The organism is Sphingomonas liriopis, assembly GCF_024211255.1.
Taxonomy (GTDB): domain Bacteria; phylum Pseudomonadota; class Alphaproteobacteria; order Sphingomonadales; family Sphingomonadaceae; genus Sphingomonas; species Sphingomonas liriopis.
Map to the genome: position 1 here is coordinate 1 of NZ_JAMLDY010000014.1, position 23285 is coordinate 23285.

23 protein-coding genes are annotated in these 23285 nt (G+C 67.6%); 2 read left to right on the top strand and 21 right to left on the bottom strand.

Annotated features, from left to right (window positions below; translation table 11 throughout):
• Both M9979_RS12060 and M9979_RS12065 read left to right on the top strand, forming a co-directional pair.
• Positions 1-444 (top strand): transposase (locus M9979_RS12060; protein ID WP_254289606.1); only part of this gene is annotated, 444 nt, incomplete at its 5' end.
• A 229-nt stretch (positions 445-673) separates the two neighbouring features.
• Positions 674-1228, top strand: coding sequence for a transcription elongation factor Spt5 (locus M9979_RS12065; RefSeq protein WP_254289607.1), 555 nt, complete (start codon positions 674-676; stop codon positions 1226-1228).
• Between the two features lie 122 nt (positions 1229-1350).
• Here the strand turns inward: M9979_RS12065 and M9979_RS12070 are convergent, their stop codons facing one another.
• The 21 genes from M9979_RS12070 to M9979_RS12170 form a co-directional block, all read right to left on the bottom strand.
• On the bottom strand, positions 1351-2082 hold the full coding sequence (locus tag M9979_RS12070) for an extensin-like domain-containing protein (protein WP_422922026.1): 732 nt from the start codon (positions 2080-2082) through the stop codon (positions 1351-1353).
• Positions 2082-2825 (bottom strand): NUDIX hydrolase, encoded by a 744-nt coding sequence (locus M9979_RS12075; protein ID WP_254289608.1) that lies wholly within the window; start codon positions 2823-2825, stop codon positions 2082-2084. Before M9979_RS12075 ends, M9979_RS12070 begins: the two co-directional genes overlap by 1 nt.
• Before the next feature lie 285 nt (positions 2826-3110).
• A complete protein-coding gene (locus M9979_RS12080) occupies positions 3111-3617 on the bottom strand; it encodes a TIGR02594 family protein (protein ID WP_254289609.1) in 507 nt (168 codons plus the stop codon).
• A gap of 18 nt (positions 3618-3635) precedes the next feature.
• Positions 3636-3905: a hypothetical protein gene (locus M9979_RS12085; RefSeq protein WP_254289610.1), complete on the bottom strand. Its 270-nt coding sequence runs from the start codon at positions 3903-3905 to the stop codon at positions 3636-3638.
• 2 nt (positions 3906-3907) lie between these two features.
• On the bottom strand, positions 3908-4123 hold the full coding sequence (locus tag M9979_RS12090) for a hypothetical protein (protein WP_254289611.1): 216 nt from the start codon (positions 4121-4123) through the stop codon (positions 3908-3910).
• Positions 4124-4233: 110 nt separating this feature from the next.
• Positions 4234-5064 (bottom strand): hypothetical protein, encoded by an 831-nt coding sequence (locus M9979_RS12095; protein WP_254289612.1) that lies wholly within the window; start codon positions 5062-5064, stop codon positions 4234-4236.
• Positions 5065-6987: an SGNH/GDSL hydrolase family protein gene (locus M9979_RS12100; protein ID WP_254289613.1), complete on the bottom strand. Its 1923-nt coding sequence runs from the start codon at positions 6985-6987 to the stop codon at positions 5065-5067. It abuts the gene before it with no gap.
• An 84-nt stretch (positions 6988-7071) separates the two neighbouring features.
• A complete protein-coding gene (locus tag M9979_RS12105; protein WP_254289614.1) occupies positions 7072-12459 on the bottom strand; it encodes a transglycosylase SLT domain-containing protein in 5388 nt (1795 codons plus the stop codon).
• Positions 12459-13277: a hypothetical protein gene (locus M9979_RS12110; RefSeq protein WP_254289615.1), complete on the bottom strand. Its 819-nt coding sequence runs from the start codon at positions 13275-13277 to the stop codon at positions 12459-12461. The genes M9979_RS12105 and M9979_RS12110 overlap by 1 nt, the downstream gene beginning before the upstream one ends.
• 107 nt (positions 13278-13384) lie before the next feature.
• Positions 13385-13981, bottom strand: coding sequence for a hypothetical protein (locus M9979_RS12115; protein ID WP_254289616.1), 597 nt, complete (start codon positions 13979-13981; stop codon positions 13385-13387).
• A gap of 2 nt (positions 13982-13983) precedes the next feature.
• A complete protein-coding gene (locus M9979_RS12120; protein ID WP_254289617.1) occupies positions 13984-14391 on the bottom strand; it encodes a hypothetical protein in 408 nt (135 codons plus the stop codon).
• Positions 14388-14627, bottom strand: a complete 240-nt coding sequence (locus M9979_RS12125) for a hypothetical protein (protein ID WP_254289618.1) — start codon at positions 14625-14627, stop codon at positions 14388-14390. Before M9979_RS12125 ends, M9979_RS12120 begins: the two co-directional genes overlap by 4 nt.
• Positions 14624-16036 (bottom strand): hypothetical protein, encoded by a 1413-nt coding sequence (locus tag M9979_RS12130; protein ID WP_254289619.1) that lies wholly within the window; start codon positions 16034-16036, stop codon positions 14624-14626. Before M9979_RS12130 ends, M9979_RS12125 begins: the two co-directional genes overlap by 4 nt.
• 95 nt (positions 16037-16131) lie before the next feature.
• A complete protein-coding gene (locus tag M9979_RS12135; protein ID WP_254289620.1) occupies positions 16132-16620 on the bottom strand; it encodes a hypothetical protein in 489 nt (162 codons plus the stop codon).
• The gene (locus M9979_RS12140) at positions 16617-16931 is read right to left on the bottom strand and encodes a hypothetical protein (protein ID WP_254289621.1); all 315 of its coding nucleotides are present in this window, start codon (positions 16929-16931) and stop codon (positions 16617-16619) included. Before M9979_RS12140 ends, M9979_RS12135 begins: the two co-directional genes overlap by 4 nt.
• Positions 16921-17589, bottom strand: coding sequence for a phage adaptor protein (locus tag M9979_RS12145; RefSeq protein WP_254289622.1), 669 nt, complete (start codon positions 17587-17589; stop codon positions 16921-16923). Before M9979_RS12145 ends, M9979_RS12140 begins: the two co-directional genes overlap by 11 nt.
• A gap of 26 nt (positions 17590-17615) precedes the next feature.
• Positions 17616-18011: a hypothetical protein gene (locus tag M9979_RS12150; protein WP_254289623.1), complete on the bottom strand. Its 396-nt coding sequence runs from the start codon at positions 18009-18011 to the stop codon at positions 17616-17618.
• Between the two features lie 81 nt (positions 18012-18092).
• A complete protein-coding gene (locus tag M9979_RS12155) occupies positions 18093-19181 on the bottom strand; it encodes a N4-gp56 family major capsid protein (protein WP_254289624.1) in 1089 nt (362 codons plus the stop codon).
• A 187-nt stretch (positions 19182-19368) separates the two neighbouring features.
• Positions 19369-20073, bottom strand: a complete 705-nt coding sequence (locus tag M9979_RS12160) for a hypothetical protein (protein WP_254289625.1) — start codon at positions 20071-20073, stop codon at positions 19369-19371.
• Between the two features lie 126 nt (positions 20074-20199).
• The gene (locus M9979_RS12165; protein ID WP_254289626.1) at positions 20200-21192 is read right to left on the bottom strand and encodes a hypothetical protein; all 993 of its coding nucleotides are present in this window, start codon (positions 21190-21192) and stop codon (positions 20200-20202) included.
• Positions 21193-21204: 12 nt separating this feature from the next.
• Entirely contained in the window at positions 21205-23283 is a 2079-nt protein-coding gene (locus M9979_RS12170) for a portal protein (protein ID WP_254289627.1), read from the bottom strand.
• Positions 23284-23285 lie beyond the last annotated feature (2 nt).

A 23285-nucleotide genomic window follows, 5' to 3' on the forward strand; every position in this document is an offset into this window, starting at 1 on the left:
CTCGCCCGTCGCATCGCCGCGCTCGAGGCCCGTATCGCCGACCTCGTCGCCCGCACCCCCGATCTCGCCCGACGGCAGACCGCCTTGCGCTCGGTCCCCGGCATCGGACCCGTCCTCGCCCCCATGCTGCTCGCCATCATGCCCGAGCTCGGCACCCTCGACCGACGCCAGGCCGCCAGCCTCGCCGGCTGCGCACCCCATCCCAGGGACAGCGGCAGGAACACACCGCACCGCCGCCTCGCCGGCGGACGCCGCCAGATCAAACCCGCCCTCTTCGTCGCCGCCATGGCCGCCGCCCGAGGCAAAAATCCCCTCGGCGACTTCTATCGGACCCTCCTCGCCAACGGCAAACCCAAGCGCCTCGCCATCGCCGCCCTCATGCGTAAGATCATCACCATCGCCAACGCACGCATCCGCGATGCCCTCCCACCACACAACAACTGACTTGATGACGGGTGACTTGGGGCACCCGGCGTCCGCCTCAGATTGTTGCGCTAACCCCGCACGCACCCCCGTTTGCGACGAGCCGAGCCGCGCTCGTCGCAAAGCATGTTGCGGTGCAGCAGCTTTCGTGATGCTTTGATGACCGTCGCGAGACGAAGCCGTTAAGCTGGCTGTTAACCATCTTGGCGCATAGTCGGACGATGTTCACTGGCGGGGCGGGGTAACGAGCATGGCTGTCAAGAGACCGGTCGAGGGCGCGATGACGCTGGCCGAGATGAAGGAATTCGCAGGCTTTCCGGCGGCGACGCAGCGCTACATCCGGCGCAGTCTCGACATCGGGCTGGACCGCGATGACGCGATGACGCGCTGGTCGCGCGACGTGGTCGAGGCGGCGAGCATCCGCGCGCAGGCGCGACTGTACCGCGCGCTGCCGCATCTGCGCCAGCTCGTCCCCGACGACGCCGATCTCGCCGCGGTCGAACCGTTCCTCGCGCCGCTCGTCACGCTGGTCGGCTTCGATCTGGGGCAGGGGCGGCTGACCAGCTTTTCGGCGTTCCGCTTCCTCTACGAACGGCTGATCGGCGCCGAGGCGCGGCCGTGGCTGCCGAGCGCCTTCTGTGCCGCGGCGGCGCTGCCGCACCTCCACCCGGAGCTGCGCCGCAAGCTGCTCCAGTCGATCAGCGAGGCGGCGGCGACCGCATCGGGCTGGTCGAACCGCCAGCCGGCGTTCTTCCCGCACTGGGTGGAGAAGGTCGACACCGGATCGGCGGCGCTACCGCATTGACGCGGCCGTCACCCCGCCGTTCGCCCTGAGCCTGTCGAAGGGCATTGAGACTCATCGTACTTCGACAAGCTCAGCACGAACGGAGGGATGGAGGCCGCGTACCGAAACGGCTGCCGGCCACGCTACCGGCACGCCCGCCACCCCATCGCGCCGCGGTTCGCCTGGTCGAGGTGCAGGTGATCGCGATGCGCCGCATTGTAATCGGGCGACAGCGTCGTGCTGAACAACCGGCAGGCGCCGTCGCGCACCTCGCGCAGGAACGCGGCCTTGGCGCCGTCGCCCCGCCAGTCGCCGACCACCGTGATCCGCGTCCCGTCCGCCAGCCGGAACCCGGCGATGTCGACCGCGTCGGCGGTGGCATGCTCGCTCATCGTCCCGGCGTCGCGGCCGTAGATGCGGCGGCACGAATAGCTGCCGAAATGGTCGATCGACGCCACTCGGTCGCCGAAATGCCGCTGCGCCGCGGGTTGCACAACGTCCCATTCCCACATCGCCAGCGCCGCCGCGACCGGGCAGGCGATGCCGAGGCCCGCCGGATGGAACGCGATTCCCCGCGCGCCGCCCTCGCCGAAGCGCACGGCGTCGTCATAGCCGCAACCGCCCCCGCCGTCGCGCGGCGGCAGCGCGGTATAACGGACTCCAGCGGCGTCGAGTTTCGCACGGCACAGCGCGAAATTCCCGGTCAGCGCGGTCAGCTTGCGGCCCGTCGACAGGCCGATCGGCGCACCGAGGTCGAGCGGCGTCCACGGCATGTCCTGCGGCCGGCCCCTCGCCCAGGCCCAGAGCAACATCGCCGCGGCGGCGATCAGCGCAGCCGCGAACAGCAAGCCGATCGTCCGGCGCAGCGCGCGCATCAGCCGCGCACCGCCGCAGTGACGGGTTCGGCGCTGACCGGATAGCCGAGGTCGTCGGGAATGCAGAGATGCGCGACGCCGCCGCGGTCGTCGTAGAAGGGCGTGATCGCCCGGATCGGATGCGCCGCCGCCTGCGCCACCGCGGCCTCGTAATCGGCGAACAGCGCGAGGCGTTCGAGGTTGCGGCGCGTCGGATAGATAATCGTCGCGCGGCCTGCGTCGGCCTCGGCGAGCAGGTCGGCGGCGGTGGTCCAGGTCAGCGCCACGGTCTCGGTCGCATCGACGCTCGCCTCGCCGTCGGGCGCGCGGGCGAGGAAGAACAGGGTATCGAAGATCCGCATACCCGGATGGTCGGGCAGCCAGCGCGCGAACGGCACCAACCGGTCGAGGTTGAGCGCGATGCCCTCGTCGGCGAGGATCGCGGCGAAGGCATCGCCTGCGTGCAACCGCGCGCGCATCGCCGCCAGTCGGTCGGGTGCGGGCGCCGGATCGAGGCCGATCGCAAGACCCGCCTCCTCGATCGTCTCGCGGATCGCCGCGATCCGCGCCGGCGCGTCCGGCCCGGCATCCAGCGTCGCGGCGAGCGCATGGTCGCCGGGATCGATCCGCCCGCCCGGAAACACCATCGCGCCGCCGGCGAACGCCATCGCCTTGGCACGCTCGACCATCAGCAGCTCGGGCCGATGGCCCGCACGGTCGCGCAGAATGACGAGGGTCGCGGCGGGAATCGGATCGTTGGCCATGGCCCGCTGTAACGCGTGGCGCACGGGTTGGGAGCCGGTCATTCGGGCTGGCGGGGTGGTGGTGGAGCTGAGGGGGCAGCAACAAACGAGGCGGGACATCCACTTAGCGTGTCTAACCCGCCTCGATTGAGCAACGGAAACCCGCCGCGTCCGATGGTTAATGTCTAACCGGTCAGCCGGGTGATTTCGGCTTCGTGAGCTTGTCCAGCTTCGACTGCGCGGCGGTCGCCGCCGCCTGGATCAGCAGTGCGCCGACGATCGATCCGAGGCTCTTCAACAGGCTGTTCATACGACCTTCCCCCCATCAACCGCCGCAACATCGCAGCGGAAGTCCCCACACGCGGCCGGCATCCCCTGGCTCACCGGCCAGTAGAAGCCCTTTACGCGCGACCGCGCGAACCGCGCGACATTCACCGCGTCGCCCTGGTTGCCGCCCAGCAGCCACACGAAATCCTTATCGGCGCCGACGCAAAGCCCGACATGGCCGAGCGAGGGATGCGCCGGCACCCGCTCGATGACGGCGATCGCGCCCAAGGCCGGCTTCGGCAGCAGCTGGAACAGCGTGCTCGAGCAGAACGATTTTGCCGCCGGCGACGCGGTGCCCTTTACCCCGACGCCTTCGAGCATCGCGTTCACGAAGATGGCGCACCACGGCACCGCCTCTTCGCTGCCCTTCATCCAGGAGCAGCGATCGGCCGCGCGGTACGCGATGATCCGCGGGTTGTCCTTCGCGCCCTTCACCTCGCGCGTACCAACCTCGGCGCGCGCGGGCTTCATCCATTTCGGCTCCATATTCCCCCCTTGGTGTGGCTACAGCCTGTCGAGCAGACGGAGCATCGCCGGGGGGACTGGCTCCATGGTTGGCGCAGCATGGACCTGCCGCAGAAGATAGCCCGCGCCATCAGCCACGCGGGTGGCCATGCCGCCGATCGCGTCGGCCGCGCCGTCGCAGCTGATGCTCATCCGCAACGCCCGCGCGCGAACGGTGACGGCGCGGTGCTGGGCGTTGGCGTCGGCGATCGCCGCGTCGACGGCGGTCGTATCCAAGGGTCGGAAGGCGCGGGCGAGACGTGCGAACATGGTCAGTTCCTTGCTCCGGTTCGGACCGCATCAAGGATGCGGTCGAGGACCCCCTTCACCTCAGAGGTGGAAACGGCCTGCGCGGTCGCAAGGTCCGCCATCTGCTTCATGAGCGCCGTGCATTGCGCGTCTTTCCGGAGCGCGAACCAGACGGCCAGCGTCGCGATGCCCCCGCCGGGGATCACGCCGATCAAGCCATTGATGATGTCTGTACCCACGCTCAACCCCCGACAATCCGCCGAGCAGGCGGGAACATGGGGGGAGTGACGCCGTTATAGCAGCACCCCCCCGGCCGCGCCAGCATTCCCCCTGCTGGCGCGGTCTTCCTTTAGCTGTTGATGACCGACGCCGGGGTGTTCCAGCCGTCCTGGTAGAACCGGCCGCCCGGTCCGAATGCCTCCGTGAATGCGACTTGGTCGATCGCGTCAAGCTGGGCAAACGATAAGCCGGAAGCAGGAATATCGACGAGATGTTCGCTATAGAACACGGTCGATCGGCCATTCATGTCGTTCAGACCGCCATAGGGCGGCGAGTTTCCGAAGAAGAACCCGCCCGCGTTCAGCGTCGGCTCCGAGCTTGGGCTACCTGTCCAGCCGGTCGGCGCATAGAACACACTGCGCTGTGGGCCCAACACGTTCTGAGATGCCCCGGCGATGAGATAGTTGCTCGCGGCGCTGCCATAGTTGCCGATGAAAACATCCACGGTATTTGCGGCGCTGGGAGCTGCGCGAGTTACAACCTGCCAGACGAAGTAGACCTTCCCGCGGGTCGGATTAGCGGCGATCCATGCCGTCATCGGAGGTGGCAGAGTGACACCCCCGGTTTTCCCGCCGCGCCCGCTTGCGGACAAGATCGCATGAAGCGCCCCGCGCGACGTCCGCTGGAACGCGATCTTGGTCGGGTCAAGCGGATCATAAGAAAACTGCGCAGCAAGAGATGCTGCCGTCTGTCCGCCTCCGATCAAGGCTGCGGCCGACTGCCAAGCGACATTCGGCTTGGACCCGGCGCCGATACCGTCGGGCCACGCCCCCTGCGAATGCGTCGGTTCGACCAGCATCAGCGATCCAGGATTGATCCTTGCGTCGATGCTCGAAGCATATGGCAGTGTCGGGTCGGGATCGACTGCGGACGGAACTACGATATCAAGACCGATAGCCATTTAAAGCCACTCCAGTTCTGTCAGGCGTTGGTTAACGAGGTAGGCGATCAGCTTATAAAAGTGTGAGTTGCCGTGCGTGGGATCGACCCGAATAGATGGCGGCACATTGCCGATTGCCATTGCGTCGAGGTCGTCCTGCGTGGGCGTGATGCCTTCCCGAGCCAGCGCGGCGGGCGATGAAAGGTAAGCCCGCAGGTTCACAAACCTGCGTCCGAACGCAGCCAAGAATGCGGCCTCCATCGGTGCGCGGTACGATGCGCCACCCGTCGTCAAACCCAATACGAGCCACCGCTTATTCGCGCGGCGTAGCTCCTCGATCAGGTGGCGTTGCCGAGCGATGATCGCAGTGGCGTCGTTCGTGGCGTCGTTCTGCCCCCAGAACATGATCATGATGTCGCCGAGCCTGGACTCGAAAGCATCGGTGATAAGCGGGAGCGGGTACGGCACAGGCACTGCGGCGCCAGGTGCCGATCGCGTGAACGTGTATTGCACGCCAGGCGAGTTTGGCGCCGCCGGCCCCAGGACGCCGACCACACCAGCCAACTTGCAGGGGTTGATCCCGCTGTTCCCCCCTTGGATCAGCGGCTGAACCGCAGCGCCGTCGGCAGTGGACAGCGACACATTGACAGGTCCGCTAGTCGGAATTTGACCGCCGGCAACGGTCACGACAAACGGGTCTGCCCCCATGCGTCCGGCGATCGTGGCGGACGTCTCTCCTCCGATGCCCAAATTGCGAACGGTGCGCCCGGTCAGGTCGGCCAGATATTCCGGATATGACCGGCCGTTTTCGTCACCGGCGCCGAGCGTCAGACTGTCGCCAGCGCAGCAGATATCGGGACCGGAAACACCGCCACCGGACGAACCGCCTAGGCGGTCGCGCAAGGTCAGCGTCAGATCGTCATCCATCCGCGCGGATGCGGGGATCGTCATGCGTCGCGGGTAAAGGCCGCGCGCGATCGTCACGTCGTACAGCAGCCTGGACCCAACGACGAGACGCTGCAGAGTGGCAACTTCGGGTCCGGTCGGGCGCGCGATCCGATCGCGCAGGAGAGGAACGAGGGGGCTGTCATCCAGGCGGGTTTCGGCGGCCTTCAACATGAGCCGATTGAACATCATCCCCACGCCCGGAAGCCACGAGCCAAGTTCGCGGATGCCCCAAAGCACGCGAAGGATTTTGCCTCCGTTCGCTTCGACGCCTGTCTTGCGCGGCAGAATGTCCGCCGTGTTGGCCAACAGCTGCTGCGTTTCGTCGCGCGCTTCCTGCGCCTGCTCCACCGCCATCTCGACGTCGATCAGTGCCAAGTTGGCGATACGGGTCCAGCCCGATGGATTGCCGCCGACGTAGCTATAGACGCCGGCATTGGGAACTTGGGCGCCGGTACCGGTCGGGTCTTTCACCGGATCGTGGTGGGAGCCGCCATCCGCTTCGAGAACGATAGCGCCATCGCCAGCTGTGCCAACGATCGCGGCCAGTGCAGCCCATGTCTCGAGTGCCCGGCCGACACCGGTGTTGGCGATCGCTTCGACACGATCACGTTGCGCTTTGGCGGATTGGGCAAATCCGGCCGCCTCTCCGGCCGAAGCGTCCGCCGCTTCGGCTTGCGCTGCAGCCTCTGCGACACTCGCATCGAGGTTCCCCAATCGTTCGTTGATGGTCGGCAGGTCGAAAATCTCGACCGCCGGGACAAAAATCGACCGGTTCCCATACGTCATCTTGAGGTCGTAAACACCGTTCGGCGCGTAGAAGCCGAAGCGGCCAACGTCGTCGGTCAGGATCGGATTGTCTGCAGGGTCACTGTTGGGGTCGTTCGCTCCGAAGATTGCCGCAACCTCGGAGGTACCCGCGAGCGTGACCAGGATCGACGCGCGCTGCACTGGCAGGCCCGTCGCATCGCTGAGCACCTTCTCGTTATATCGCTTCATGAAAATCCCCACGATCAATCGGCAGAAGCCGGCCAGCTTCGGGGGGACCATCTCAATAGCAGACGCGCGCTCGCCCTTCCAGCGTCACTCTTCGTTCGGGTCCGCGCCGCCAACAGCATCCACGAAAGTCGACCGGTCAGCAGGCAGCAGCCCATCGTCATTCCGAACGCCGTGACCTAGGATCACGGCGCTTCCGGCCGCCCCGCGCAGCACCGATGCGCCGATCGCGCTCTCTGCTGGGTTTACCACGAGATCGTAGAATGCTCCCGCAGCTTTGCGCTCGGCGGCATCGGTATCTGGATTGTCGTTCACGAGCGGCGCCGCCAATCCCGTCACGCCTTGCGAGACGCGGCCCAGCACCGATCCTTGCAGGCTTTCGCCCAGGCCCCGCTGGTATTTCAGTCCGTTGAAGGCGTTGAACAGCGGCGAGGCGGCGCCGAACAGGCCGGTGCGATCCATCGTCTCGAGCGCATAATGCAGCGGCGTGTCCTGATCGGAATTCACGGGCGAGCCGAAGATTACGTGGCGCAAGCCCTGCACCAACGCCGTCGTCCCGGTCAGCACCACCAAGCCGGACGCCGCTGCGAGCTTTGCCGGGTCGCGCTCCTTCACCGCGCCCATCGTCTCGCGTCCGACGCGATCAAGGACGTTCTTCTTGAACGCGTAACTGTAGCTTTGCAGGGCCATAATAAACGACCCGATCGGATGCGACGCCCACGACGGCTTCACGGATCGCGTTGGCATCAGCACGGTCTGGTTCGCGAACCGCAGCAGCGCGGTCGCATATTCAGCGGCGTGGCCGGTATCGCCGAGCAGATCGGCGGGGGAGGGGGTGTTCGCGCGGATCGCGGCGGCGAACCCCTTCGGGTCCGAGATGCCGAGCTCACGCAGGTATCCCGCCGCGCGATTGCTGACGCGGGCGTTCGTGCTCTCGATGTCGTGGGCGAGCACGTCGACGAACCGCTGCGCCGTTTTGACGGCAGCGGTACGCCCCGCGCGCGTCCACGCCTCGAGGCCGTTCTTGCGATAGAACTGGTCGAGGATCTTGCCCGTTGCCGCGTTTGCCGTCGGATCATCTGCGCGCGCGCGCAGAAGGTGCAACGCGTTCTCTGATCCGATCGCACCAACCGCCTCGGCGTAGCGCGCAGCGTCGGACGGTGGCGCCCTGCGGATCAGGCGACCGACCTCCGTCATCGTCGTCACCATGTGCGGCACACCGTAACGGGGGCCACCGCGCACGAACCCCATCGAGATTTCGGGGATCGATGCGATCATAGCACGGGCGAGCGTCGACAGCTGGTTCCACGCATGGACGACCGACACCGCCGCTCCGACGCGCGGGGACCCCATGCGCGCTTTCCCCAAGCTGTTGGTCCGGAGGGCCTCGATCCGATCCATCAGGCCCGGCGATCGTTCCCCGTTCGCGCGAAGCTCGTCCTGGATCGCGGCCTTCATCACCGCCCACTGTGTCTGGTCGCCGTGCTGCTGCTTCCACGCCAGGCGCTCGGGGCTGTTCTCGCGCCCCTTGATCCCGAACCGCCGCGTCTCCTCCGCGCGCTTCACCGCGCCGGAGATATGGCTGGTCAGGGCCGACAGCGGGTTCGTGTCGTAGAAGTCGCGCAGGTGGGCGTCGGCCGCCTTCCCGAACTCGCGCGCCTTCGCGCTGCTCGCGCCTGGCGCCCCGGCACCGACGCCATCCTCGATCCCGAGATGCCCGTCGATGTTCCGCTGCAGGTACGCTTGCGCCGCCTTGGCGGGGTCGGGTGCGCCGATGTCGCGGTACGCACGCTCGGCCGCCTGCAGGAACTTGGTCGGGTCAGCGAACACGCGGTCCTGCCGCATCTGGCGCGGGAAATACCCGTCCTTCACCTCGCCGATCGCCTCGCCGGCATCGCGCCGATATTCCAACACGTCGTTGAGCAGGTCGCGGATTTTCGCTGCGGCGGCGCGCTCGGACGCTGCCGCCCGCACCGACGTGGTGGGCGTTGTCAGCAGGTCGCGAATGCGGCCCATCGCGGGATCGTTGCCGCGGAACGGCTTCAACGCCTCATCCAGCTGCGACATGAACCGGCCGGTGTTGCCGGTGACCGCCTCGCCGAACGTCCGCGTCGTGGTCTTATCTGTGACGCCTGCCTCGGCGTGGAACAGGTCCGCCATCTTCGCGAGCGTCGGCGAATTGAACCGGTCGGAGATCGATCGGATGGCGCTGTCGGTGCTGTAGGCGGTGACTTCGCCGAACGCACGCAGCCGGTCCGCCGTGCCGGTCATCACCGCCTTCGGATTTTTCATCCCGCGCGCGATCGCAGCGATTGCCGCCTGGGCGTCGCCCTTGAGGAACTCGGGGTCGAACAGCAGCTTGCCGGCCGCGCGGAACGGGGCGAGCAGCATGTCGGCAGTGATGAAGCCGGCGTCTCCGCCCGCGCCGTCCCATTTGCCCTCACGGATCAGCCGTGCCCGCTCGGCCGGCGTCATCTTTGCGCGGTCAACCTTCGGAGCTCCGGGCGCTGGGTCCGAAGGTGGGAAGGTCAGCAGGTCCTGCTGCCGCCCTGCGTTATCGTCGAACAGGCCGCCGTCGCTGCCCGGCGGCTTCTGCCCTACGTTGCTGCGCTGTCGTCCTTCGCCGGCGCGCTCGAGGGCGCGGCGCTGGTCGCCGGGTCGCTGCCCGAAGGCGTCGGATTGCTCTCCGGGAAGTCGATCGAACTCGGCTTCCCGTCCTTGTGGGCGCGCTCCACCACCGGCAGGGACCGGCGTATCCGCTCCTTGGTCTCCTCCGATACGCGCGGGTCGTTCAGCGCCGCCTGCGACTGCTCGATCAGCTTCTGCCGGTACTGGTTCAAAGCCCGATCCCCCCGCCTGCTCCGGCGCATCATAGAACGTGTCGGCGGTATCGCTCGCCGAATGGTTCGACGCAATGGCGAGCTCGTGCTCGTGGTAAGCGGTGAACGCGTCGTCCGCCGTCCGGCCCTCGGCCATGAACCTGCGCATGCCCTCGAGCTCGTGGTCGCCGATCGTCGTGCTGTGCTGCGCCGCCACGTCTTGGAGCTCGTCGTGCGTCTGCTCGAGCCACAGGTCGTTCTCGCGTTCGGCGCGCGCGGCCTCGATCGCGGGCATATCCTCCGGGCGGTACTGGCGATCGACCACGGACCGGTCGAGCATGTCGAGCACCTCGGACGTTGTCGGACGCTCCGGGAAATAGCCCGCCTCGTGCAGGAGCTCGCCCGCGTCATCGATCGACATCCCAGCCTTGCGGAACAGGTGACCGCCACCCGGCGCGAACTGCGGGATGTCACGACTGCCGCCGCCCTGCCCGCGCGACCGGGTGCGCAGCGCGTGGCCCTCGTCGTCGCGCAGGCCGCCGCGCTTGGCGAGGAAGGTTAGGGCGTCTTCGGGCGCTCGGGCGCGGGCAGCAGCAGTTCTTCCGGCGGGATCGGCCGGTGCTGCAGCTTCCCGTCCTCGAACGTCGTCAGGCAGGCCCCGCCCGGCTGCAGGCTCTTGAGCAACTGAGAGAAGCGCAGGTTGTCCGCCAGCATCTCGTCCAACGACGGAAGTAGTTTCCCGTACTCCTCCTCCGCCCAATCCAACGCGCTCATCGGCTGTGACAGTTCGGGCAGCGGAAGGAAATGGATCGGCGGCATCGACGCGATCCTGCACCTGCACGGGATCGCGCGCAACCGGCGGCTGCATCTCGTCGATCGCGCGGGCGACGGTGCCATCAGTGGGCACCTGTGAGGGCACCTCCGCGGTAGCGCGGGCGCTACTCGGAACCTCGGGGCTGATACTTGGACCCTCGGGCGCGCTGACCGGCGCTGCCCCGCCCAGCGCCTTCATGTTCTTCGCGACATACGCCTGCGTTTCGGCCGGCATGTGCTCGAGCCATGCGTCGCCATGCTGCGCGATCTGGCGTTCGACCCTCCCGACGCCACCGTTGTACGCGGCCCAGCCCTTTGCGGGATCCCCGCCGAAATGGTCGGTGTAGGCGGCGAGGAGGTCGCGGCCGACACGCGCGTCGTCGTCGAGGGAGCCGTTCGAGGGGCGGACGCCATAGCCGGGATCGCGGGCGGTCGCCGGCATCACCTGCATTTCACCACGCGCGCCCTTGGGGCTGGTCAGGACCGAACCATCGGCGGCGAACCGGCGGCCACCGCTTTCCGTGCTGCGCGTGATGTCGACCATGCGCGACCGGGAGCCGATCCCAGCAGCAGGAGGGACAACGCCGGGCGTGTCGAGCATCAACGGGCGCGACGGTACCGCCGGCAGGTCGAGGTCGTTGGCGATGTCGGGGCGTGCGCCCAGGCGCGACCACACGTCAGCGGGGCCACGGGGCGGCGCGGTGCGGGTGAGCAGGTCCGCGCGAACAGACGGGTCACCCGACAGCACGGCGCGGATGCGCTCGATCGCGCTGCCGATGTTCGCCATCTCGGCCGGGTCTGCCTGGGGCGTGATGACGTCGGGCGTCTCGATCGGGTTCGCCCGGCCACCGGGCGCAGGACGGTTGCTGTTCGCGGGCTGCGCGAAGTCGCCGCGCAGGTCCTCGATCTGAGGGGGCGGCGCGGGCAGGCGCGGGTCCGGTCCTGCGATGCGCGGTGGTGGCGCGGGGAGGGCGCGCGAGGGCTCCATCCCGATCCCCGGTTGATCGATGATAATCGGCTCGGGCTCGCTGCCCCAGAACGCCGGGCGCTGTCCCATGGTCGACGGGAGGCCGCCGGGCTGCGGCGGCAGGATTTCGCCGTCGAGGGCACCGTCGACGAGCTCCTCGGGCGGCATGCCCGGAGCGCGCGGGCGGCCAAGCCGCGCAGCGGCAACGCCACCTGCGAGCCCGCCGGCCAGCGCCGCGACCGTCTGCCCGACCTCGCCATAGCCCGCCTCGCGCGCCGCGCCCTGCGACAGGCCGCCCGATGCGCCCGCCACCGTGTTGACCACCGGAGCCTCGGCCAGAAACCGCATGAACGAGCCCGCGATGCCCGGCGCCTTCGTCGCGAGAATGCCCGCCTCCGCGCCGCCGGCGGTGAACAGCCCGCCCGCGCCGGCGACTGCCGTGTCCTTGACCAAGCGCTCGGTTCGGTTCTGCGGCTGCGGCAAGCCCAGCTGCTCGCTCCATCCTTCCCCGACCCGCGTCGAGAATGGATCGCCGGGCAGCACCGCGTTCGCCACCGTGTTCACCGGGTTGGCGAAGAACCCCAGCGCCGCGCCCGCGCCGTCGACGACGTGGCCGACGCCCATCTTCAACTGGCGCCCGACCTCCTGCGTCGATGGCAGGCGATCCCACAGCGAGGGCGATGGTGCTGGGGTGGAAATCGCGCCGGCTTGGTCGAACCGGTCGAAATAATTCGAACCCATCGCCGGCGTCGGCGCGGGCTTCGGTGCTGCGCGATCGAGCTCCGCGCGGGTGCGCGGCTGATCCATCCCGCCCTGCGGCGTGGTCAGGTCAGCATCCGGCGCAATGTCGAACCGGTCGAAGAAATTGGAGGCCATCAGCGGCCCCCGAGATACTGCGCGGCGGAGCCGGCCCCATATTTCGCCTCGAACTGCCCGCGCAGGTTCGGGTTCGCCTTGAGGGCCGCGACGGCACTCGCCGGCGCCGCGGCGGCAGATGGCGCGACGACCATGGGGACGTGCGTGGTCGTCTCCGTCGCGGGCGTCGCGGCACCGAACCACGGATTACGGGCGGGCGTCTTGGTCTTCGTCTCCGTGTAAGGGATCGCCGAGGCCTTTGAGCCGATGCCGGCCGCTGCCGTCCGCGCTGCGTCCGCCATATACCCGACGTTGGTCCCGTAGATATTGGCCCCGTACGACCGCTGGCTGTTCGTATCGTCCTGGACGATCCGGCGGCCTGCGATGTCATAGTCGAGGTTCTGCCCGCGCTGCGTCGTCGCCGCCTGTGTGTCGATCCCGTGCAACTGGATACGCTGGCCGTTTGCGTCGATCATCTCGCCGGCGCGGTTGTGGCGGCCCGTTTCGTCGATCGCGGTCGCTTGGTTCGCGACACCCGCCCAGCCCAGATCGTTCGCCTGCTGCTGCCGAAGGCGCGCGAGGTCTGCCTCGCCGGTCGCAAGGTCGTTGTTGAACGCCTGCTGCTGCGCGCGGGCGTCGATCGCCTTCTGGTCGTCCATGTAACCGGAGCCGGCGGCAATCGCCCCTCCCAGCCCGCCCCCGTTGAAAGCGGCTCCTGCTGCACGGAGAAGAGCGCCGGACATACCTGGCTGTTGCAACACTCCGCCGATACGATCCCAAACGTTGGGATTGCGCGAGTTGGCGATGCCGGTGGCAAGGCCGGTGCGCTGCGCATCCATCTCTGCAGGAGAAGTGATCGCCGACTGCGCAAGCGCCTCATTGGGATTGTAGATCGGTGGCGTCGAGAAGGTGGAGGGCGGCGCGAAGCGGCTTTGACGAGAGGCGATCATGCGAAGGGCTTCCAGCCGAGGCCGCCAGCGACTGATGCGCCGCCGAGGGCGGTTCCAAGGAGCGTATCGAGGAACGAGCCCGATTGCTTCTGGGTGGATGTGCCGGTGGACGTACCGGTGGTGCTGACGTTGCGCGGGGTGCCCTGCAGGATTTGCGTCAGCGTGCCATAGCCCGACAGCTTCGCCGCGCGATCCGCCTCGAACGCTGCACGCGCGGCGTCATAGCCTGAAGCGTTGGCGCCCGCTTCGTAATCGAGCAGCCGGTCGGCCTGGTCGTTCCGTACCTGTCCCTCGACCACGGCGTGGCGAGTGCCGCCGAACGCCTTCGCCGCCTGGACGCGATCGTTCATATCGCCGAGCTCGACCTGGTTGTCCTTGACCATGCCGGCCTTCGTGCGGTCGATCACCTGCTGCTGCCATGGATTGGCGTAGGCGGCGGCTTTCTCCGGCGTCCACACCGCGTCCGGCCCGTTCACATAGGCCGCGGCCTGTCCGTAATTCTGCTGACCCGCAGTCGTCATCCACTCCGGCAACGTGGTGGTCGTTGCCGTGTTCTGGTTGCTGCTCGTGGTGGTCTTCTTGCCGCCGCTCACCGCTATTCCCCCGCTTCGAACGAATATTCGTACCGAACCGCCACCCCAGGCAGGGCGCGCATCCATCCACGGCGGGGGCTCGTGAAGGTCACCCGATCGCAGCCGGCATCGCGGGCGATCGAACGAACCTGATCCATATACTCCAAGGCGCGGGCATCCGTCACCTCAGAAGCGATCCAGACGACAAGCGATCGGCCCCACGGCTGTTCGTCGATCTGGGTGACGATGAAGCAGCCGAGGTCCGGCGTGGCCCAGAGCGTTGCCTGTCCCATCGTCGTCAGATGGAACACGTCCTCCGGCATCCACGGTTCGCCGGTGCGCTCAACCAGCGCGGCGAGACGCGGCCGGAGCTCGGGCCAGGCGGCGCGGCGCTGATCGTAATCGAGCGGGAAAAGCGCATCGACGCTCATAGCGGGTTCGACCCCATGTTCGTGGCGGTCAGGACGCCGGCATCCGACACGGTGATCCCGAAATAGGTCCCGTTCGGCGAGCGGAGGAACAAGCGACGCGGGTCCTCGATCACGACATCCTCGCGCTTGGCTCGGCTGCGCGCGCGGTCGCCTTCGTCCAAGCGCTGGCGCAGGCGGTTGTTCGAGTCCTGCGCCTCGTTCTGAACACCGAAGCTCGATCCCTGCAGCCGGCTCATCTCAGCGATCCCCCCTGCATGGAAATTAGAGGCAGGCCGAGCTCCCACCGGCCGCCGGCGCCACCGATCCTCAGCTGCAACTCGCGGGTGGAGATGTTGAGCGGGACGATCTCGTCGCCGATCGCGAACATCGTCGGCCCGACGGTATAGGCCGCGCCGCCGGGTGCGTCCCGGCAGATGAACGATACGCTGCAGGGGGCGCTGCCCTCCTGCATGTCGGGCCAGAACTGATCCACGTCGGCGAACTGCTGGCCCACGCCGATCGTGATGGGGTGCGACAGGACGAACGACGGCATCGCCGTTCCATTCGCCGTGTCGCCCACCTCATGCGCCCATAGCGCGCCGGCGGCATCGACGGCGATCGGGGTGTCGAAAATCCCGCGATCGGCCCAGCACAGACGGGCGATACTGGCCTTCGACCAGATGCCGAGCTTGAAGTTGAACACGACAGCCCGGTCGACTTCCTCCGACGCCGCCGAGCAATACCAGAACCACACCTCGTCGAACCCGCCATTGAGCCGCGTGTGAAAGCGGGCGGACTGCTGCAGGTTGATGTCGTTGAAGACGTAATCGTGCAGATCGCAGTCGAGGACGCGGACGTATCCCTCGTAGATGAAGAAGTTGTCGCGACCGATCCAATAGGCACTCTCGCCGGTCTGATCGGTGACGACGACCACCGCCTGCGGCCCCGCGGCCCCCGCCTTCGTCGCGATCTTTTCGCGATCGTAGACCAGCGCGTTGTTCAGTGGCGCGAACTCGAACACCTCGCTTTGCGTCCAGCCGAGGATCGCTCCCCTGCAACGGTGGCCGCACTGGAACGGTGAGCTCGCCTGCACGTCATAGCTGCCCGCGCGGTTGGTCGCGAGCGGGTCCCACACCGAGCGGTTCTCACGATCGGACCATGCAACACGACCCGGAACCCCGTCGGCGCCGAACGCAATGACGTGACGCTCGTCCGAGACGCAGATCGCGCTCGCGCGAGGCGCGCCGGTGACCGGGCGTAGAACGGTGTCCTCGCCGACGGTGAATTCGTAGATGATGCCGTCGGACGAGAAGCAGCCGATCAGCGTCTCGCCGAACAGGTCGAACGTCCAGTTGCTCGCGTCGATCAGGTTGCCGCCGTCCGTGCGAGGCGTGCCGTACGCTTCCGCGCCATATCGGCCGGCGCCCCATCCATCGCCGATCACGCTTCCGCCTAGCCCAGGCTGGAAGCCAGTCGGCGTGATCGCCGTGATGCCGTCCCCATCGTACAGGAACGCGCCCGCGCTCGTGCCGATCGCCGCGTATCGCCCCGTCTGGCTGGGCCGGAACGTTATGATCCCGCGCGCCGCGCCCGTGATCTGGTCGCCGGTGGTCGTCAGCCTCTGCCAGCCCCCGATCTGCGCCGGAACGCCGTCGCGGAACCGCACAAGGTCACCATCGACCCACCGCTGCTTCGATGCGCGGCGCGATCGGTTCGAGAATATTCCCGCTTGGAACGCGAGCTCGCTCTGATCGAACGCCATCAGAAGCTCGCTGAACCCGAGGCGGTGAAAATGTGGCTCATCGTGCAGGTGGCGCGATAGACCACGCCATCGACCGTCATGTCGCAATAGAAAGTGGCGTATCCATCCTCACCCGAGCCGGGCGAATACACACGCAGCTGTGCGGTCGAGGTGGTGCCTCCCGACACGACGTTTCCGTTGCCGTCGAGCAGACCCCATGCGTAGACTGACGGTGTGGCGCCGCTCGAATAGGCGGTGAAATAGGCGGTGCGCGATGACGTCTTTCCATAGGTGTCGCTGCTACCCGGCGAGATGTATGTCGGGTTCGATCCACCGCCACCGCCACCGCCACCGCCGCCGCCCGCGGCCGTGAAGACTTCGCGCAGGACGTTATCGGTCCCCCGAACACGGATGAAGTCGATCGTCCGCAGGACGCCATCGGCTCCGCGTACCTTCACGACGTCGATGGTCCGGACCGTGCCGGTCGCATCGCGCGCCTTGGTGGTCACGGCGTATAGCCGAACCAGATGTCACCGGGCTGGCCCGTGGGATCGGTGCCGGTGCTCGGGACGAGGAAGGCGGTGCCGTGATCCATGGCGTCGTCCGACCAGTGAAGCACGGCGCCTTGGCCGTCGCGCAGAATTTCTCCGGTCACTGTTCCGCCGACCTTCGGAAGCGCGCCGTCCGCGCGATCCTTCGCCGCCTTCACTGCCGTGTCGATCTTGTCGAGGTTCTCGTTTGCAACCGCGCCCCAATCGTCGCGGTGCGTCCCCGGCTGCATCTTCGTCAGCGCGAGGTTCGGTGTCGTGCTATCGGCCACAGCCCATCCCCCAGGTGTCCGCTTGGATCATGCCGCCGTGTTTCTCGGCTTCGACATTGAGCAGGCGCTCGACGATCCGCTCGTAGATTGCGCGCTGCCGGGCGGCTTCGTCGGCGTTCTTCATAAAACTCAGCGCGACGTGGTGGCAGGCGTTCGCGATCACCGCCTGCTGTTGCAGCTGTAGGGTGACGGCCGGCGAGGCGAGGGCATCCTCGAGCACCTCCGGCGTGGTCGACGAGACGATGATCTCGAATATGGTGCCGGCCTGGGCGCGGCTGTCGATCGCGATCCGGCCGTTCGCCATGGCCCAGCGGGAAGGATCGCCGATGTCCGGCGAGAGGTTGGCGCGGACCGCTGCCAGTGTCACCTCGTCCAGTCCGTCGAGGAAGGCATCCCGCCGCACCGCGACCGACGACACGCGCCCGATCGTCGGGGGCAGGTCGATGAATTCGGCGTCCTCGTCGAGGGTGACGATCGCCGTCAACTCCTCGAGCCACGTCCATTTGCATTCGCCCTCGATGTCGAGGACGGAAGCGTGGAGCGCGCGATCTACAACATCGTCAGGCAACGAATTGCCCGGCCGCCAAAGGTCCCCCCGAACCTTGGCCCGCGCACCTTCCCAGCTGAGCCGGTCCGGTCCCCCGATGTAGATCGACACGCCCCGCGCCCCCCGGCCAGTCGCGCTTACGCGTGACGGGCGAGGATGTCGTACTCGATGACGCCGGCAGCGCTGGCGCCGCCGGAGACGAGCACTTCGACCGTGTCGCCGGCGGCGAGGTCGATCGGGAGCAGACCCGCGCTGTTGACGACGCCGGCGGTCGCGGCGGTGGTCGAGGCGGTCAGGTCCGTATAGGTGCTGGCGCTGTTCTTCTGCAGCTTGAGCGTCGCGCTCGCACCCATCCCGGCGGTCTGCCGAAGGTGCGCGGACGTAAGGCGCATGGCGTGCGGCGCGGTGAACAGGACGATGCGATCGCCTGCCGCCACGGCCGGAAGCGCCGGCTTGCCGTCGATCGAATATACCCCGGTGTCGAGGCTGCGGACGTTGCGAGCGGCGATCGCGATGGAAGTGATGGTAGCCATTCTATGTCCCCCAGGACTGCGATTTGACGGGTCGGACCCGCCGGTCGCGGACGGCGAGAAGCTCGCCGTCCACGTTCCGGATTAGACGGCGGCCTTCGCGGCGGTGTCGACGGCGATGACGCCGAAGTCCGACTGGCCTTGAAAGCGGGTCTTTGCGAGGCCCCAGATGAACGTCGCGGCCACGGCGTAACGCTTGCCATAGTCGAACGTCCGCTCGGCGAGCTTCATTCGGCCCCAACCGTCCGTCTTGCCGCCGCTCGAGGTGACCGCCGCCTGCGCGCCGCAGAACAGCGCGCGGTGGATGCGAACGTTGCCGCCGGCGCCGCCCAGATAGGTGAACGTCCGGGTGCTCTCGACGAACATGACATCGCGGTAGATGCCGATCATCTCGCCCTCGAACAGGTTCTTGCCACCGCCCTGCAGCTGGGCCTTGGTGATATCGAGCCACTGGCCAGCCGAGGTGTTGGTGCGGATCGAAGTGACCTGCTCCGGCGACAGGATCAGGACCCACAGGCGCTTGCCGTCGAACGACGCCTTGCGCATCGTCGGCGAGTTGCGCTTGGCCTGCTCGACGAGCTTGTCGACGACGGCGAGCGTCATCGTATCGCCGACGGTCACGGTGGCGGCCGACGTGTTGCCGGTGCCGCCGAACACGAGGCGATCGCTCGACGGCGCCAGGATCGGATTGCCGCCCAGGTTGCCGTTGAGCTTGTGGTACTTCGAACCCCCGTTGGCGGCGTAGCCGGCGCCCGACAGATATTCGAGGAACGTGGTGTCGAGGTAGACCTGGGTCCATTCCTCGATCGCGTCCTTCGCCTCGGCGCGGACGTCGATCATCGTCCGCTGCTCCGACAGGTTGAGGTCGACCTTGAACGCCTTGCGGCGCTCGCCGAGCGTCATGTCGAAATAGGTGAAGTCGAGGCCGTCTTCGTTGCCTTCGAGGGTCTGATCCTCTTCGGCGCCGCCGTCGCCTTCCTCGAGCGTGCGCAGGCGGAACCGGACGCGGTCGCCTTCGCCCTTCGAGAGTTCGTCCTTGCGCTGAACGATCGCGGTGTCGCTGTCGCCGACGAGCTTGCCGTACAGCGTGGTCTTCACGGCGTCCGAGAACGTCTTGCGCGCCCACAGCTTGACGGCGAGCGCGGAATTGGTGGTGAACGTGGTGGTGGACATGATAGCGGGCCCCCCGACCCGGCGGCCCCCCGGCCGCATCATGGGATTGCAAACGAAAGCTGCCGTCCGTCAGGCTGGACTTGCCGCTGCCCGTGCGTGGGCGATCCGTTTGCACCCATGAGGCGGGGTGCCTGCCGCTACCCTTGAGGCCGGGCGGGGCCGCTGCCGGTTACGCCGGCGAGACGGGTCAATTATCCGCGTGGTAGCCTTGCGAGCGCCATACGAGATCTTCGTCCTCGGTCGATGGGGAGGCCGTCCCGGCCTTGCCGGCCAGATAGGATTGAACCGCCCCCGCGTCTTCCGGGTAAAGGAGTACCACGTAGACCTGCTTGAGGCCAATGGCTTTCGCAGCGGAAAGCGCATCATCGCCGGCGATCAGGTGCTCGGGTTCGAAGTCGTCGTTCATCGTGAAATAGACAGGAGCGCACCGCCCTTCGGACACACGCATCCGCGACTGCAAATCCTGGACCGCTGCGGTGAATGTCATCGCCTCGATCTTTTCCGCGAAGGTATCCGCGTAGGACAGCACATCACCCAGAGGCATACGGTGAAGCAGGCCAATGACCTGTCCGAGCCGAACCTCGGTGGGTGCGACGGATGATTGCTCGTGAACCGGATCAGCAGCCGGCGGCGAGGCGACAGGCGCAACGTCGTTCGGATGCATCTCCGGGATCACGGGCACCGGGGCAGCGGGAGTTTCCTCCTTCACGTCGTCGATCCCCTCCGGGCGATCTTCGACGGAGGGTTCGCTGGAGGCCGCGGGATCGATGGTCGGCTGCTCGGCCACGGGTGGCTCGGGCTGCGCGTCATCGAACAAGGACGTCGGATTGGCCACCGGTGCCAGCGTCGGCTCGGGCGTCGCGGGTGCGGGCTCGGGCGTCGGCGTGGCCACGGCGGGCTTCTCTTGGGTCTGCGGCTTCGGGGCGGTCCTCGTCCCGGTCTTTCTCGTGTTCGGCATTGGCAGTGCGCTCCTATCCTCGACCAGGCCGTCCACTGACACCCGGCCGAACTGTTGAGCCTATCCCTCGAGTTGCTTCATCAGCGCATCGAGTTCGGCGGGTGGCAATTTCGCGAAGTCGGCGTCCGACATGTTCAGCAAATCCGTCGCCTGCTTGACCGGCGCCGCGCTGGTCGTCGCCGGCCGCGCGGGCGTCGAGGACAGGGTGGCGACAGGCGTCGGCGCGGTCAGGCGCGGATCGGTCGGCGTGGTGGCGACGGGCGGCGGTGCGGATGCCAGCTGCATCGTACGGGCATCGACGAGGCCGGCCTTCATCAGCCGCGCCATTCCCTCTGCCATGGTCAGGACGACCAGATCGCGGCCGTCGCTGATCCCGGCGAGCTCCTCCTTCGAATAACCCATCTCGCCGCCGAACCCGTAAACCGCCGGCGCGCGCGTCTCGAAATCCGGAAATGCCGTCGATGCGAGGCCGATCGCGGCATCCACGCGCGCGCCGTGTTCCTCCGCGTCGATCGCCGCGAGGTCGGCGGCGTCTCGCTCCGCACGCAGCGCCTTCGTCGCTGCATCCGGGTCGGACTGCAGCTGCTCGTCGAACTGCTTCTGGCGGTCCGCGATCTGCTGCCGCGCGAGGCGGGCGCGTTCGGTTGCGCTCGCAACACGATCGTTGATCTGTTGCAGCGACTGGTTCGCGGTACGGGCGCGCGCCTCCGCGCCGCTGGCGCGCTGCGTCTGCTGAAACGCCAGCCGCGCGAGCTCCTCGGGGGTCTTGCCGGCGTGCTGAGCCTGCCACGCGGCAAATCGCTCGTCCTCGGTCTGCTCCGCAGGAGCTGCAGGCGCGGGTGCGGCCGGAGCCGGCTCACCGGGCGCGGGCTCTGTGGGCGTCGGTGCGGCGGGCGCTGGGGCAGGTTCCGGCGCAGCGGGCGCCGGCGCGGGGGCGGGCGCTGCCGGCGCGCCTTCTTGCTCGTCCGGCGGGGGCAGCGTCTGATCCGTCGTCGACCACTTGTCGAGCGCGGCCTGTTCGTCAGCGGTCAGATCGTCGTTGAAGCCAGCCATTTCTCGTCCTCGTTATGCGACCGGCGGGGCCGGTTGGGGTGGTGGGGGTGCGCCGGGCCCGCCGGGCGGCATGCCGGGCGATCCGGCGGGCAGCGGCAGCGGCATGCCGGGTTGCCAATCGGGCGGCGGCATCTGACCGGTGACCAGCATGTGCCACTCCATCAGCCGCTTCCAATCGTCGCGGATGTGCGGTTGCATCGGCAACAGATCGATGATGCTGGGCGGTGTTGGGATGCCGGCCTTCGCCATCTGTGGCAGCGTCGTCTGCAACACGGCCAGCGTGGCCATGCGATCGTTGATCGTGCTGTTCGTCTCCTCGACGGTGACGTCGTACCGGCCCAGCTGCATCTGCTCGGTCATGTCGACGTAGCTCGAGCCGTTGGGCCCGAGGATGCGCATGCGCCGGCCCTTCGAAATGTACGTCTGCATGTACGCCAGCAGCACCATGCCGAGCGCCTTCTTCGACTGGCGATGGTTGTCGAACATCGGGGCGAGCACGGTCTTCGCCGCCTTCTGCCGCATCTCCATCACGACGCCGGGATCGGACGCCTGCCGCGCGCCGGTCATCTCGACGTTCACGCCGGAGATTTCGCGCATGGTCTGGGGGCGCGTGAACGCCATGTCGATGATGTGCCGCGGTACCGCCTGTACGGGGATCGGCTCAGGCTTGCCCTGCGACTTGTTATATTCGAGCATCGCGCCGGGCTGGGCGATCTTCGTCTGCCAGTCGGGTTTATTATGGAACGAGCCCTTTGGGCCCATCCACGCCTGCTTCGGCATCAGCTGCGTCAGCTGTACGATGACCGACTGCTCGGTGTTGTGCTGCCGCTGCGCGTCGATCAGCGAGCGGATCAGGCCGAACCACTCGCCCTCGACGCGATCGTACAGGCCACGGATCGGCACGTACGGGATGCGCTTCAATCCCTTGAGGGGCGACGCCATCTTCGACAGCAGGGCCTTGCCGCACCAGAACGCGACATAGAACCGCTTGATCGGGCGCTGCTTCGCCTGCAGCGGAGGCGGCATCTGGATCGTCGGAGGCGCGACCGGCGGCATCATCCCCAGCGCGGCGGCTTCGGGCGGCAGCGGGGGCGGCGGAGGCGCGAACGTCGCCTGTCCTGACATCACCGCCTGCATCGCCGCCTTCTGCTCGCCGGCGCGCTGGACCTTCGCGCCCTCGAACTCCTCGTCGGTCATCTCGACCAGCAGGCCGGTCGCGTCGTCGACCACCACCCAGCCAGGTTCGATCTGGTGCCACCACGTCTCGTTCACCGCCCAGAGCTTCCGCTTGGCGTCGAACGTCTTGAGCGACTTCTGATCGTTCGGCGTCGAGTAGATGTCGCGATACCCCGCCGCGTCCGTCTCGCTGATCCCGTCGCCGAGCGAGTGCGCGCCCTGGACCGATACGCGGAAGCCCGCGAAGTCCCCGGCCGCCGGAAAGCGCGCCTCGCCCTCTTCGTCCGTCATGTAGCGGACGCGGTGGCAATAGCGGCTGGTCGCCGACGTCGGGTCGGACGTGCCGAACGGGTCGTCGAACATCTCCGTGTCGGGCACGGCGAGGATCTTCAACAGCCCCTCGGGATCGTCGAAGAAATCCATGTCGGGCACGACCCAACCCTCGCCGCAAATCAGGTTGGACCGGAACGCCTCCGAGAGCGAGAACTCGCCGCCGCAACCGTCGAACACCCATTTGAGCAGGCGGTTCAGCCCATAGGCCGCGCCGTCGTCCTCGGCGCCGGTGCCGTAGAACTTGATCTCCTGTCGGTTCGTCCGCTCCTCGCCCTCGACCGCCGAGATGATCGACAGCAGCATGTTGAGCGTGAGGGCGGGGCGCTTCTGCCGGAGTGCCAGCGCCTTGTCGGCGGCCTCCCACTGGTCGCCGGCATAGAACTTCCAGTCGAGCTCCCGGTTCGGCCGGTGCTTCGAGATGTGGTCCCACGCCTCGCGGAACGTCGCGGCGAGATAGTCGAGCAGCTGGTCGTCCGGGCGCTGGTACGGGCCGACCGGCGCGGGGTCGGCCGTCTTCGCCGCGTCGACGCGCGCCGCCAGCGTGGCCTCGTCCTCGGACGGCGGAAGGATTTCGTCAGCCATGT